Origin of the sequence: Kitasatospora sp. NBC_00374 (genome assembly GCF_041434935.1) — a bacterium.
Taxonomy (GTDB): Bacteria; Actinomycetota; Actinomycetes; order Streptomycetales; family Streptomycetaceae; genus Kitasatospora.
Genome location: NZ_CP107964.1, coordinates 365,722 through 379,259 on the forward strand (window position 1 = coordinate 365,722; position 13,538 = coordinate 379,259).

A 13,538-nucleotide genomic window follows, 5' to 3' on the forward strand; every position below is an offset into this window, starting at 1 on the left:
TACGGCAGCGGTTCGATCAGCGACGAGGCTGAGGTCCTCACTCCCGCTCCCGTCGGGTCGGGCCCGGTCGCGGCGATGAGACCGTGATCCGCTGGGCAATGATGGACATCACGGCCCGCCGGCTGACCCGGGGCCCGCCCGCCACACGACCACGCCCCCTCTCACGCACCAATTCACGAGATCTCGAGCGCGGTCTGACGGATCGAACCGCCCGGCCGCGTGACCATTCGGGCGCGGGGCCGGACGGTCCACTCGTCATCCACGACCGCATCGGGCCGACGCGGAAACTTCTTGGAATTCGTGGCCTCGCAGCCGCCCGAAACAGTGCCGCAGACGACCCTCAGACGGCCGCGACAGCCGTGCGGCAGCGGCCCGAGCCCTCCCCGGCCGGGCGCTCCCGATTGTCCCTCAGAAGCCCGTACGAGACCTCGCCAAACCGGCCATGAGCTGGTGTTTTCTCGAAAACCTCCTAGGCTGGGTGAGCTCTGTCGGACACCCTCGGAGGGGGCATCATGAGCGAGGAATCCAAGGCGTACGACGCCGGCGCGATCGTGGTTCTGGAGGGACTGGAGGCCGTTCGGAAGCGGCCCGGGATGTACATCGGATCGGTCGGTGAACGCGGCCTTCACCACCTGGTCTTCGAGGTCGCCGAGCCGGCGCTGGACGAGATCCTCACCGGCACCGCCGGCCGTGTCGAGATCACCCTCACCGCCGACGGCGGCGTCCGCGTCGCCGACGACGGCACGGGCCTCCCGGTCGAGCACGCCGGCCACATCGACGGCCCTCCGCTGGAGACCCGGTTGGCCGTGCTCTTCGGTGGGGCGCAGCCCGCCAACCGGCGCTCACTGTTCGGCGGCCACTTCGGCTTCGGCTTGGGACTGGCCGTCGTCAACGCACTGTCGGACCGCCTGACGGCCGATGTACGGCGCGGCGGCGCCCGCTGGGTGCTGGCGTACGAGCGAGGCGTAGCTGTCGCGCCGCCCACCCGTACTGGACCGGCCGGCGACAGCGGCACCGCGATCACCTTCCGGCCCGATGCCGAGATCTTCGAGACACGGGAGTTCTCGTTCGACGCCCTGGCCGAGCGCTTCAGGGAACTGGCCTTCCTGAACCGGGACTTGGACATCACCCTGACCGATGACCGCGACCCCGCGGCGCCCCGGGCCATCCGCTTCCGCTTCCCGGGCGGACCGAGGGACCACATCGCAGAGCAGCGCGCCCCCCTCCACCCGGACGTGATCGGCTTCGAGCGCGAGTACTCCGAAATGGAGGGAACCGTCGAGGTGGCTCTCCGCTGGTGCGACTCGCGCGAGGAGCGGCTGGCAAGCTACGCCAACAGCCTGCCGACCACTGGCGGCGGCACCCACGAGCTCGGCTTCCGCGACGGCCTGGCGGCCGCGGTCAACGCCTACGCCCGGGAGCAACAGCTGCTCACCCCGTCCGACCCCGACTTCATCCCCACCCAGCTCGGCGCGGGCCTGACGGCGGTCGTGTCGGTGAAGCTCGATCGCCCCGAGTTCGAGGGGGCCACCCGCGACCGACTGGGCAACGGACCCGTCCGCGCCTGCGTCGCCGAGGCCGTCCGAGAGCACCTGGCCGCCTGGCTCCGCGCCAACCCGGCGCAGGCGACGACCGTCCTCGCCCGGATCTCGAGGACCACCCGCCACTGACAGCAGCACACCGAAGACACCGAAGCCCAGGTCCGGGTTGGTCCCCGGCCTGGGCTTTTGGGTGGGCGCAGACGGTCCCAACGACCCCACCCGCCACAGGGCACGGCAGACTTCAAACACGGTCTCAGTAGGTTCGGGGAGGGTCGAGCCGACCCGGCTGCGCCGCACACTGGCCGCATCGGCGGCTGACCGGGCGGCCACGCAGGGAGTCGCGGATCAGACGTGGTCGTCGTGCGGGTATCTCAGGCCGATCCGCTGCCGAACGGCATCCATCGTACGGAGAACCGCGAGTGTGCCGTCCAGGGGCACCAGTGGCGACTCGGTCTGCCCGGCTCGCAGGCAGCGCATCACCTCGGCGGCCTCCGGTCCGTAGCCGTGGCCGATGACGGCCGGGGCGGGAAAGTGCATCGGTTCGGCTCCCTCGCGATGGAGGACGATCCCGTGCGGGTTGAACAGGTTCGCCGGGATATCGATGCGTCCACGTGTGCCGTAGACGACGGCGGCCTGGCTCAAGGTGGCGGCGAAGGAACAGGTCAGCGATGCGGTGGCCCCGCCGGGGTGGCCGAGCAGGATGCTCGTGTGCTCGTCCACGCCTTCCGGCGTCAGCTGGGCCTGCGCGTGGATGCGGTCCGGGCTGCCGAGCAGGAAGTGCGCCAACGCGACAGGGTAGGCGCCGACGTCGAGCAGGGCGCCGCCGCCCGCGGTAATGTCGCGGAGCCGATGCCGTTGGTCGACCTCGGCACGCCAGCCGAGTTCGGCGCGCAGGGAGCGGACCTCGCCGATCGCACCGTCGGCGAGGAGATCGGCAGCCTTGCGCAGGGCGGGGTTGAGGAGCATCCACATGGCCTCCATCAGGAACGTGCCGCGCTCGCGGGCGAGGGTGATCAGTTCCCGCGCCTGCACGCTGTTCACGGTGAGGGGCTTCTCGCAGAGCACGGGCCGCTCGGCGTCCAGCAGCATCTCGACGGCCGGATGATGGTGGCCGTGCGGCGTGGCAACGTACACCACGTCCACGTCTGGATCGTCGGCCAGGTCCCGCCACGATCCGTGCGCTCGCGGGATCGCGTGCCGGGCTGCGAATGCGCGTGCCGTCCCTGCGTCGCGGGAGGCGACGGCCGCGACCACCGCGCCCGGTGTTCGGTGAAGATCCTCGGTGAACGCCGCGGCGATACCCCCGGTGGCCAGGATGCCCCAGCGGATGGGACGTTCATGAGCCGAGTCCACGGATCACCTCTTGTCTAGACCAATGCCGGGTCGCGGTCAGTACCGTACGGGAGGCCTTACAGACGGGCAACCCGGACCTGCTCTTCGGTACGCGCTTTGCGTGCGCCGCCCACCTTCGGGCCGGCCCGTCGTCCACCCGGCCGGTCCAGCACCGGCTAGGCGGCCGGCGCCAGCGCGGTGATGACCTGCTCGCAGAGCTCATGGGTGGCCAGGGCATCCTGGGCGTCGAGCCGACGGCCCGCCCGGACGGCGTCGAGGAAGTGACGGCACATTCCGTCGATACCACGGCGACGCCCCACCGACTCCCAGTCGGCGCCGCGCAGCAGCCGCGGCGCACCGTCGTGCTCCGTGACATCGGAGAGGTTGACGACATCACGGCGCCGGTCCCTGCCGGCAGTCTGCAGAACTTCACCACCCGAACCACTGGCGCGGTTCATCACGGCCAGTCCCGTGAAGTCCTCCCCACAGAGCTGCAGCACGACATGGTGCAGGTTGCCCGCCTCGTCGACCCTGCCACGCACGCTCACCTGTCCGGCGTCGGCGGGGGCCAGCATGCGCAGGGTGTCGACGAGGTGGATGAAGTCGTCGAGCACGATCGTGCGCACGTCCCCGGTGCCGCCGTGGCGGTCCTTCTGCAGCACCGCCAGGTCCCGGGGGTGCTCGAGCGCCGCGGCGTAGGCGGGTGCGAAGCGCCGGTTGAAGCCGACCATCAGCGACCGCCCGAGCTCGCGGGCCGTCTCCACCATCCGTCGGCTTTCGGCCAGGTCGTAGGAGAGCGGCTTGTCGACCAACACGTCGACGCCTGCCTCCAGGAGCCGCATCACGATCACGTAGTGGTGCTCGGTCGGGGCGTGGACGAACGCCGCGCGGATGCCCGACCGGACCAGCTCATCGAGGTCACAGAAGCGGTGCTCCACCCGGTAGGCGTCGCCGATGCGGTCGAGTTTGGCCCGGTCGCGGGTCATCAGCCGCAGCTCCAGCCCGGGCAGTGCACCGAGTACCGGAAGGTATGCCTTCTGCGCGATATTGCCCAGCCCTATGACACCGACCGGCATGCTGGCCGATTCCGCCGAAGCCGTCGCCGCCGCGCTCTCCATCCCGCCCCCACACTCTTGTCTAGACCACCAGAGACCCAGGAGACTACCTGACGGCCCGGCCGGCCCGTCAGCCGACAGACCTCGTTGCCCGCCCGGTCCAGGTCGAGGTGGGCTCGGTATGTAACCCGATCGAGTCGACCTTCGCGACCGTCCGCCTGCGGACCAAGGTCACCAAGGGCGCTGGCTCCCGCGCTGCCGCCCTGGCCATGGTCTTCAAGCTCGTCGAGTCCGCCCAGCAACGGTGGCGAGCCGTGAACGCACCCCACCTCGTCGCCCTTGTCCGCGCCGGAGCCCGCTTCGAACGCGGCCAGCTCGTTGAACGGCAGCAGACGACCGCGGCATGAATAGGGTGGCGGACCTGCCTCGAAGTTCGAGATCATCCCGTCATGTTGGATGGCGTGCCAGGACAGGACCTTCCCGTCGGCTTCGGGTTCCGGCCGTATCGCGGCGACGGAGACCACGGCGCCATGGCCGCGGTGCGGCTGGGTTGTGCTGAACGGGACCGGGTCGATGCCCATTCGGTTGTGGAAGGGCTCCCCACCGCGGCCGAGATCGCCGAAGCCTCTGCCGAGCTGGAGGAGCCGTCCAAGAACCAGATCCTGGTAGTGCACGGCGGAAGCGTCGTCGGCTACTCGACGATCCGGTGGTGGCAAGAGCGGGACGATACATGGCTATATCTGCACCGCGGCTACCTCTTGCCGGAGCATCGCCACCAGGGCATCGGCTCAGCCATGCTGAGCTGGGCCGAAGAGCGAATCCGTCAACTCGTCGAACACCATGGAACGGCGCGGACGGCAGTGATCGGCGCGAACGCCCTGGCCTCCGAGCAGGACGCCACGGCGCTACTGCTGGCAACCGGCTATCGACGTGTCTTCAGCCTGGTCGAGCTGGAGCTGGGCGATCTGCAGCAATTGCCCGGGCGAGGCAGCGAACTGCCGGCCGGGATACGGACGGGCCCGATCGGGACAAGCCACTACGGTGCAGCCTGGAGGGCGGTCGTCGATTCGTATGCGGACACCGGTTTCACTCAGAAATGGCCTTTCCAGGACTTCGTCGACAACGCCGACCCGGCATGCTGGAGGGCTGCCTGGAACGGGCAGGACATGGTCGGCGTCGCCCTCTGCTCCATCCGCCGTCACGACCACACTGTGGGCGAGGTCGAGGAGCTGAGTGTCCGGAGGGACCAGCGACGCCTCGGAGTCGGCCGGGCCCTGCTGCTGGACGGGCTGCGAAGCCTTCGCGAGCAGGGTGCAACGACCGCCCGGCTGTTCACGGGCACGGCAAACCCGCACCGGTCCTACGATCTTTACGAGAGCGTGGGGTTCCGGCGGCAGAACGAGTACGTCCGTTACCGCAAGCCGCTTGCTTGATCGACCGGTGATTGGACTGTGCAGTCAGTCCACAGGGTTTGACAATGCCTCGAAACAGGCTCGGCCCCGGACTCAGTGGCCCGCCGCGAGCTCGGCGATATCGGCCACCAGAAAGACGACTGAGACCACGATCGCTACCCAGGCGAGGGCCTGGGACGTTCGGTTGACCACTTCGCCGCGGTAGGCATCCGGCGAGTTCTTCATGATCGTGTTCGATGTGTGGACGGCCCTCAGCGCGAAGACCGCAAGGATCCCTCCGATACCGAACACGATGCTCAGTGGCAGTGCGGCAATAGCCAGAATCAGGGCCTGCTTGCTGCTCACGGGACGTGGCCGGGGATCGCCCGGCGCGTGCGTCGGATCGGATGGCCCGGACACGTTGGGCGGAGCAGGCCGCCGCCGTTGACCCGAACCCGGATCCGAGGGCTGCGTCGTTGACTTCCCGCGTGATGTGTCGGACGGGGGCGGTCCATCGGACTCGGGACCAGTGGTTGGCGGCTGCGGTGGTGCCGACCGTGGGGTTGTCACGGTGGCGTTCACCTGGATCGTCGCCGTGCCGGTCGCGCCGGTGAGAACGATCTCGCCGTGGCGAGAGCCCGGGTCCAAGGTGTCCAGGGAGATCGTGACTCCGTCGTCGGACTCGACTGCCCGCAGCCAGCTGTCCGACGCCACCGGAACGCAGGAGTGCGCAACAGGCGGTCCGAGCAGGTGGACGACCTGGGACGGGTCCGGCGCGCCCTGAACCACGACTCCGAAGTCAACCTCGCGCTGATCGGGGTTCGGGGCAGCCTCGGCGAGTGCCTGCTCGGCCGCCTGGGCAACCATTCGAATGTCCTTCTTCGCGATCTCCGACAGTGCTTCGAAGGCTCCGAGCGCGATCGGAAGATCGGGGTTGTCGAGGCGCGACCGCAGTTCAGTGATGGCGCCGAGGCGGGTGAAGACGTTGACGTGGGTCAATGCCTCACGCAGGTCCTGCGGTATCGGATCAGCGTGTACCCGGCGCCGTCGGCTGCGCGCCACGTACAGGTCGCCCTGCAGCTCGACGATCCTGCTCGGCGTCTGATGCGGATTCCGGTCGCGGACACGGTCGAAGACGTAGTCGTACAGTTCGTCGAGCGAGATGCGCCCGTCCTCGTCACGATCGGCGTCGCCCGTCACGAGTCCTTCGACCACCGAGCTGGTGAAAACCGATGCCTGCCGCTCGCCCTCCTCTGCCAGATGGTCGCCTTCAAACGCGTACTCCATGCCGTTGGAAGCAGTGATGGCGGCCCAGCCGCGCCCCCGATCGGCCTTGCCACCGTCAAAGGAGTCGAGCACATTCAGATCGCCGGACGCGCGCACACGCGAGCCCTGCGTGAAAGCCCCGCCGTAGCAGCAGTCGAGGAGCAGGACCTTTTGCCGGGACCGGCTGTCGCGTAGGCACCGGTGCACGAAGTCGGCGGGGATCGCGGTGGATGCCAGCCGATTCGGCCGGGTGTTGGAGGCTGCGAAGAAGAGCTCCCCGGATTCATTCTTGAGCCCGTGACACGAGAAGTGCAGGAGCAGAAGATCGTCGGGGCCGCAATCGACGAAGAAGTCCTCGATGCGCGCTTCGGCATCGTGCGCGGACTCGTTCCGGATGATCTCCACATCAAAGCCACCGACCTGGGGCTCACCCAGGACACCGCCCAGCTCGACCGCATCCTGCGCGGGTGATTGGAGCTGCCTGAGCCCCTCATCCGTGTACTCGTCATTAGCGATGATCAGGGCCAGGCGTCTTCCGTCCATGACCTGCCTCCATCGTGTGCCGGCTGACGAAGAGATCCACCAATCGGTCGCTATCTGCAACCGTCGCCTCGGCCAACTCCAGGGCGTCACCATCGATCTCGATGCGGACTGCCCGCGCGACACCCCGGCTTCTCGTCAACCACTGACGGATCGTCGACACGACTGAGCTGAGCGCTGTGGTCGACTGGCCGAGCCCGACCACGAGACCACCCACCGTCGCGGCGTCAAGACCGCGCGCACCGACAGGGAGCTCGGCTGCATGCAATCGGCCGACATCGACGACATCGAGTTGCAGCAATTCGTATCGCAGGCGTCCGGCCAGGATATCAAGCTGCGAGGCGTCGGCACTCTCCTCGCTCAGGAACAGATTAAGATGACCGGCCATCAGCTCCACCCCCAGACAGAGATAGCGGAGAGTTACACGGCGGACTCCGGTGCGCCCTTATTACTTCTACGCTACCCTCATTCATCGACCACGCAAGGGACTGGACGAGAGCCTCCGTACCGTTGATATTGGTGACACGGCAATCATGACGGCCGCGCGCGCAGACCCTGGCGGCTCCAAAGGCCTACCAGCGGCGCGACGAGGTCGAGCGCACGATCCACCGACTCGGAGGCTTCCGGGCGGTCGCCACTGGCTCCGACGGTGATCCGTCGTGCAGAACCTGGCCCGAGCCCCGCCGGGCACCAGCACGTGCCGTGTCGCACACCGGGCGTGTCGCGCCGACCACGTCGCTCTACCGGGACGTGTGCGGCGCCGTGGTGTCCCGGCGGGTGCCGTGCCGGCTGCCGTCCGCACCGAGGTCGGTCAGCGCCTCGGTGAGAATTTCGCGGGCCTCGTCGGCGCGGCCCTGCTCGATCAGGGCCGTGCCCAGTTCGGTGAGGGTCTTGGTCGTGCTGTCGGGGCGGCCCACCGCCTCGAAGTGGACCAAGGCCTGCCGGTAGGCCTTCTCGGCGGCGGCCCAGTGCTTCAACTCCGCGCGGTCGAGGCCGAGTTCGTGGGCCGTGAACGCGGCCATGAGGTGGGGAAGCGGCGAGGACCAGACCTCCAGCAGCTCCATGGCGCCGACCAGGGCGAGGCGGCGGGTCTCCACCGCCTCCTCGACCCGTCCGGTCTCGCGCAGGCAGTTGGCCGCGCCGCGCAGGGTGACCATCCGGCCCAGCTGGGCGGACCGGTTGGACACGGTGGCGAAGACGTCGGCGGCCTGCTGGTAGGTGTCGATGGCCTCCTGGTGCCGGAGCAGCCGCCGGAGCCCGCTGGCGAGGTAGGCCGACGCCCAGCCCTCCTGCTCGCGGTCACCGATCGTCCGGGCCAACTCCAGGGCCTCGCCGGCGAGATCCACCCCTCGCCGGTACTGGTGCAGGCAGGTGACGTACGTCCAGGCCAGGTAGTTCAGGTGGACGGTCTCGGCCGTCCGGTCACCACAGGCGCGGGCGGCGTCGACGGAGAGCTGAAAGACCTCGGCCCAGATGTCCCAGCTCAGGAGCCGGTCGGAGAACCAGTGCATGGCCTCGGCGGTGTCGATGACCTCGCGGTGCCGTCCGGCGGCGAAGGCCCGGCGCAGGGCGGCCAGCCACTCCGGGCTCTCCTCCTCGAGCCAGCGCGCGGCCTCGGTCAGGTTCTCCGGGGCGGTGGCCGGGTCCGGGTCACCGTCGGAGTCGTCCTCGGCGGGGTCCGGGTTGAAGAGCCGGCCGGCCGCGGCGGCCCGGCGCAACAGCCGGCTGCCGGCCTTCTCGCGGGCGGCGTCCACGCCCGCCGCGGTCTCCTCGGCGGCGAGCCGCTCGCCCGCGTAGAGCCGGACCAGATCGTGCAGGCGGTAGCGCTCCGGGGTGGAGAGCTGCACCAGTCCGGCGTCGGTGAGCTGCTCCAGGTGGCGCTCGGTCCGCCGCACGGGCAGGTCCGCGTAGGCGGCGACCACGGCGGCGGAGACGTCGTACCCGGCGGTCAGCGCGCAGCGGCGCAGCACCTGCCGCGTCTCGGCGGGCAGCTTGCGGTAGGAGAGGGCGAAGGCCGGACGCACCGCCAGGTCGCCGGTCTCCAGCACGTCCAGCCGGTCCTCCTCGGCGGTGAGTTGGCGTACGAGGTGGCCGACCGTCTGCTGCGGGCGGGCGACCAGGCGCTGGCCGGCGATCCGCAGGGCGAGCGGCAGGTAGCCGCACAGGCCGGCCAGTTCGGCGGTGGCGTCCGGCTCGGCGGCGATCCGGTCGGGGCCGGCGATGCGGCCGACCAGGAGCGCGGCCTCGGCCGGGGTGAGAGCGTCGAGTTGCAGGCGGTGGACGGATTCGAGCCCGGGCAGGGTGTGCCGGCTGGTGACGATGGTCAGGGCCGGCCCGGAGCCGGGCAGCAGCGGCCGGACCTGACTCTCGTCGGCGGCGTTGTCCAGCACCAGGACGAGCCGACGCTCGCGGACCAGGGCGCGGTAGAGACCGGCCCGCTCCTCCGTACCGGCGGGCACCGCACCGTCGCCCACACCGAGGGCCCGCAGGAGCTGGCCGAGGGCCTCGCGGGCCGGGAGGGGCGTCGGGGCCATGCCCCGCAGGTCCAGCGAGAGCTGCCCGTCCGGGAAGAAGCGGGCCAGCGAATGGGCCGTGTGGAGGGCGAAGGCGGTCTTGCCCAGGCCGGGCTGACCGCTGATCAGCGCGACCCGGGTGTGGGCCGATTCACCGTCCTGGGCCAGCTCCGCGATCAGGGTCAGGGCGTCCGCCCGGGCGGTGAAGTCGGCGATGTCGCGGGGCAGCGCCAGGGCGTACGTCCCCGCCGCCGTCGCAGCGGCGTCGGCGGCCTCGCCCGTGGTGCCGTCGTCCAAGCCGTTCTCGTCCGTGCCGTTCTCGTCCGTGCCGTTCCCGTCCGTGGCGCTCTCGTCCGTGCCGTTCCCGTCCGTGCCGCCCGCGGCGGGTGCGGCCGCGGTGGTGGACCACCCGGCCGCCCGCGCGCCCCGGGGGCGGCCGGCCCGGGCGGCCCGTTCGAGTGCGGCGGCCTGGCCCGCGTCCAGGCGCAGCACCTCCGCCAGGGCCCGGACGGTGCGCCGCTGCGGCCCCCGGGTGCGGCCGCGTTCCATGTCCCCGACGGCGCGCAGGCTGATCCCGGCCGCCGTGGCGAGCTCTTCCTGCGTCAGCCCCGCCCGCACCCGGTGGCGGGCCAGCAGCCGGCAGAACTCGCCGGCCTCGCCGGTGTCCGCACCCACGCCGTCCGCATCAGCCATGTTCCGCCCCCGCTACTGCCGCTACTTCTGCCCCATGACATGCCCTCATCCAGCATGCCAGGCAGAAGTATGCCCGGTCCGCACAGGTTCCCCGACATCAGTCCAGCTCAGCCCGCATCCTGACGCCCGTGCAGGAGCGGGCGGCCGAGCCCGGGGCGGCACTTTCGCACGGTAGATCTGCCGGTATTTCTGCCTGTGGCGGCGCCGGGCCGGGCGAGGGACCGGGCGGCGGCCGGTGGTCTTCGGGCGCGCGGGCGTGCGGGCGTCCGCCTCCCGCGAGGTCGGCGAGGCCGCCGAGCGGGCCGTGGGAACAGTGGTCGCGGCCGGGCGCGGGCAGGCCCGCCAGTCAGCGGTCTCCTGGCCTGGGTACGCCGGGCTGTCGGCCGACCGCCAGAAGCTCGGCGAGCAGGCCGTGGGAGCGGTCTTCGAGAGCCGTGTCGCCGACCGAGCGCCCCAGTGCGACGGCCAGCCGGGCCGAGACCAGAGCGGCGTCGCGGCGGCCGAGCGCGTCCAGGGCCCGCGCGCGGCTGTGCGTGGCCAGCACGGCGTCGGCGGTGCCGGGGCGGACGGTGGCGGCCTGGAGCGCCTCGTCAGCGCGGGCGAGGGCCTGGCCGGGCACGCCGGCGAGCACCAGGGCGTCGGCGAGGTCGGTGAGCGACCGGGCGAGCAGGTGACCGGTGGCCGGCGTGCGGGCGTCGGCCACGAGGGCGGTCAGCAGCGGCACGGCCGGCTCGTACCGCCCTGCTCGGACCAGGGCGTCGGCCAGCCGGGCCCGGCAGCGGTGGCGCAGCTCCGGGTCGCCTGCCCGGTCGGCCGCGGCGGCGGCCCGTTCCAGGTACTCGGTGGCGCCGCGGAACACCCCGCGGGCGACCAGCAGGACGGCGAGGTCGGTGGAGAGCCGGGCGACGGCGGCCGGATCGTCGCAGGCGTGGGCGGCACGCAGGCCGGACTCGATGGTGGTCCGCCAGTGGGAGCGATCGTGGTCGGTGCGCTCGTAGAGGCCTGCGGCCCGGTGGGCGAGCCGCCAGGCATGGGCGGTGCGGCCGTGCCGCTCGGCGCCCAGCACCACCGCGCGCACCGCGCTCTCCTCCCGCCGGAACCAGGCCTCCGTGTCCCCGGGAGGGACCGGGGCCACCGGGCCGGGCGTGGCGGGGCCGGCCGTGGCGGGGCCGGGCGGGGCCGGCACCGTGCCGGCCCAGGTCCGGCCGGCACCGCCGCCCGCGGTCCTCGCCAGGTAGTGGTCCATCAGCCGGTCCAGGGCGGCGAGCCGCTCGTCGCAGGTGAGGTCGGCGGCCCGGCGGGCGCCGTAGCGGCGGACCAGTTCGCGCCGGGTGTAGTGGCCGGGCGTGCTCTCCTCCAGCAGGTGGGTGGCGTCGAGCCGGGCCAGCATCGTCCGGGCGGTGGCCGGCGGCAGGTCGGCGAGCGCGGCGGCGGCGCAGGTCTCGATCACCCCGCCGGGGTGCAGTCCGAGCAGGGTGAACAGCCGGGCCGCCGCGGGCGGCAGCGTGCGGTAGGTCAGGTCGAGGGCCGCCGTGACGCCGAGCGGGCCGCCGACGCCGGCCAGCGCGGCGTGGCCGGCCTGCTCGTCGGAGAGTTCCGCGACCAGGTCGCCCAGTGTCCAGCCGGGGCGGGCGGCGAGCCGGGCGGAGACCAGGCGCAGGGCCAGCGGCAGGTGGTCGCAGCGCTCGGCGAGTTCGACCGCGGCCTGCGGCTCGGCGGCCACCCGAGCGGGGCCGAGCGTCCGGGCGAGCAGCTCCCCCGCCTCTGCGGGGGTCAGCGCGTCCAGCGGGAGCGGGATGCCGCCCTCCCGGACCAGCAGGCGGCGCAGCCGGCTGCGGCTGGTCACGACGGTGACGGGCCCAGCGGCACCGGCCGGAGCGCAGCCCGCCGGAGCGGGGTCGGGCGGCGCGTCGGGCAGCAGCGGGGCGAGCTGCTCGTAGGAGCGCGCGTCGTCCAGCACGAGCAGCAGCCGACGGCCCGCCAGCAGCTCGCGGAAGCGGTCGGCACGGTCGTCGAGCGCGTCGGGCAACTCGTCCTCGGCGTCGCCGAGGGCGGCCAGCAGGATGCCCAGCGCCTCCGCCGGATCGCGCGGGCAGGCCTCGGCGAAGCCGCGCAGGTCGACGTGGAGCAGGCCGTCGGGGAAGCGGTCGGCGGCCCGCTGCGCCCAGGCCTGGACCAGGCTGGTCTTGCCGACCCCGGCCGGCCCGGTGACGAGGATCGGCCGGCCGGCCGGGCCGGTGTCGACCGCCGCGTCCAGCCGGTCGAGCTCGGCCGCCCGACCGACGAACCGTCGGTCGGCCGGAGGCAGGCCGGCCGGAGCCGGGGGCGCGGGCCGGACCGCCGTGGCCGCGGGAGGCAGGCCGGCCGCCGCCGAGTGCCCGATCCGCTCGCCCGCCACGCGCAGTTCGGGCCCCGGCGCACCGGACAGCCGGGCCACCGACCGGTCGTACCAGGCCGTGGCCTCGTCCCGGCGGCCGGCCTGATCGAGGCAGGCGATCAGCCGGGCGGCCAGCCCCTGCCGGGACGGGTGGGCCGAGGCTGCTTCGGTGAGCTCGGCGACCAGTTCGCCGCCGCGGCCCGCCCGGCACATGCCGTCCGCGAGCCGGTCCAGAGCGCGCAGCCGCAGGTCGGCCAGGTGCGGGGCGGTCCGGTCCCGCAGCAGGGTGGAGCCGCAGTCGGTGAGCGCGGCGCCGCGCCAGAGGTCCAGGGCGGCGCGGAGCAGCGGGAGCGCGGGGTCGTCGGCCCGCGCTCCGGGGCCGGCGGGATCCGTGCGGCCGGGCAGCTGCGGGCCGGCCCGCTCGCAGAGCCGCTGGAAGCGCAGCGCGTCCACCCGCTCGGGGTCACCGGTGAGGACGTAGCCGGCGCCGCGGGTGCCGAGGGTGAGGAACTCGTCGTCCAGCACCCGCCGCAGGACCGCGACGTGTCCCTGGAGTGCGGCGCGGGCGGTGGGCGGCGCACTGCCGTCCCAGACCAGTTCGATCAGCTCGTCGGCGGCCACGAGCTGGTCGAACCGGACGGCGAGCGCGCTGAGCAGCGCCCGGCGCTTGGGGGCCGAGGGCGTGAGCACCGTCCCGTCCTCCCGCCGAACGGCAACCGGCCCGAGCAGGTCGATCCACATGCGGCTGCCTCTCCTCCCCCACCGGCGGCCGGTCCGCCGGGCACTTCGCCGAACCGTCCGACGCCGAACGATTCCGGATGACTTCGGAT

The 13,538-nt window shown here is 72.2% G+C and carries 8 protein-coding genes and 1 pseudogene; 3 read left to right on the forward strand and 6 right to left on the reverse strand.

The features are described from left to right. The first annotated feature begins 512 nt into the window (after positions 1–512). The gene (locus OG871_RS01720) at positions 513–1,670 is read left to right on the forward strand and encodes an ATP-binding protein (protein WP_371493740.1); all 1,158 of its coding nucleotides are present in this window, start codon (positions 513–515) and stop codon (positions 1,668–1,670) included. Between the two features lie 216 nt (positions 1,671–1,886). Here OG871_RS01720 and OG871_RS01725 read toward each other — a convergent pair whose 3' ends face one another. Together OG871_RS01725 and OG871_RS01730 are read right to left on the reverse strand one after the other, a co-directional pair. After that, positions 1,887–2,894, reverse strand: coding sequence for a Gfo/Idh/MocA family protein (locus tag OG871_RS01725; protein ID WP_371493741.1), 1,008 nt, complete (start codon positions 2,892–2,894; stop codon positions 1,887–1,889). Positions 2,895–3,049: 155 nt separating this feature from the next. Next, entirely contained in the window at positions 3,050–3,949 is a 900-nt protein-coding gene (locus OG871_RS01730; protein ID WP_371503192.1) for a Gfo/Idh/MocA family protein, read from the reverse strand. A gap of 164 nt (positions 3,950–4,113) precedes the next feature. On the opposite strand from OG871_RS01730, the pseudogene OG871_RS01735 reads away from it, so the two are divergent. Further along, a pseudogene (locus tag OG871_RS01735) lies at positions 4,114–4,335 on the forward strand (IS256 family transposase); the annotation flags it as partial. A 42-nt stretch (positions 4,336–4,377) separates the two neighbouring features. Beyond that, positions 4,378–5,361 (forward strand): GNAT family N-acetyltransferase, encoded by a 984-nt coding sequence (locus OG871_RS01740; RefSeq protein ID WP_371493742.1) that lies wholly within the window; start codon positions 4,378–4,380, stop codon positions 5,359–5,361. 72 nt (positions 5,362–5,433) lie between these two features. On the opposite strand, the gene OG871_RS01745 is transcribed toward OG871_RS01740, so the two are convergent. The 4 genes from OG871_RS01745 to OG871_RS01760 all read right to left on the reverse strand — a co-directional run bounded on the left by OG871_RS01745 (position 5,434) and on the right by OG871_RS01760 (position 13,449). After that, complete coding sequence (locus OG871_RS01745; RefSeq protein ID WP_371493743.1) at positions 5,434–7,128, reverse strand: caspase family protein; 1,695 nt, start codon at positions 7,126–7,128, stop codon at positions 5,434–5,436. Further along, positions 7,094–7,522: a hypothetical protein gene (locus tag OG871_RS01750; protein ID WP_371493744.1), complete on the reverse strand. Its 429-nt coding sequence runs from the start codon at positions 7,520–7,522 to the stop codon at positions 7,094–7,096. Before OG871_RS01750 ends, OG871_RS01745 begins: the two co-directional genes overlap by 35 nt. A gap of 343 nt (positions 7,523–7,865) precedes the next feature. Continuing rightward, positions 7,866–10,331: a tetratricopeptide repeat protein gene (locus tag OG871_RS01755; RefSeq protein ID WP_371493745.1), complete on the reverse strand. Its 2,466-nt coding sequence runs from the start codon at positions 10,329–10,331 to the stop codon at positions 7,866–7,868. A gap of 346 nt (positions 10,332–10,677) precedes the next feature. Beyond that, positions 10,678–13,449, reverse strand: coding sequence for a BTAD domain-containing putative transcriptional regulator (locus OG871_RS01760; RefSeq protein WP_371493746.1), 2,772 nt, complete (start codon positions 13,447–13,449; stop codon positions 10,678–10,680). Between the last annotated feature and the right edge of the window lie 89 nt (positions 13,450–13,538).

Excerpts from the sequence above, each read along its gene's own strand:
- OG871_RS01720 (WP_371493740.1), top strand. The coding sequence starts at position 513 with ATGAGCGAGGAATCCAAGGCGTACGACGCCGGCGCGATCGTGGTTCTG.
- OG871_RS01730 (WP_371503192.1), bottom strand. The coding sequence starts at position 3,949 with ATGCCGGTCGGTGTCATAGGGCTGGGCAATATCGCGCAGAAGGCATAC.
- OG871_RS01740 (WP_371493742.1), top strand. The coding sequence starts at position 4,378 with ATGTTGGATGGCGTGCCAGGACAGGACCTTCCCGTCGGCTTCGGGTTC.
- OG871_RS01745 (WP_371493743.1), bottom strand. The coding sequence starts at position 7,128 with ATGGACGGAAGACGCCTGGCCCTGATCATCGCTAATGACGAGTACACG.
- OG871_RS01755 (WP_371493745.1), bottom strand. The coding sequence starts at position 10,331 with ATGGCTGATGCGGACGGCGTGGGTGCGGACACCGGCGAGGCCGGCGAG.
- OG871_RS01760 (WP_371493746.1), bottom strand. The coding sequence starts at position 13,449 with ATGTGGATCGACCTGCTCGGGCCGGTTGCCGTTCGGCGGGAGGACGGG.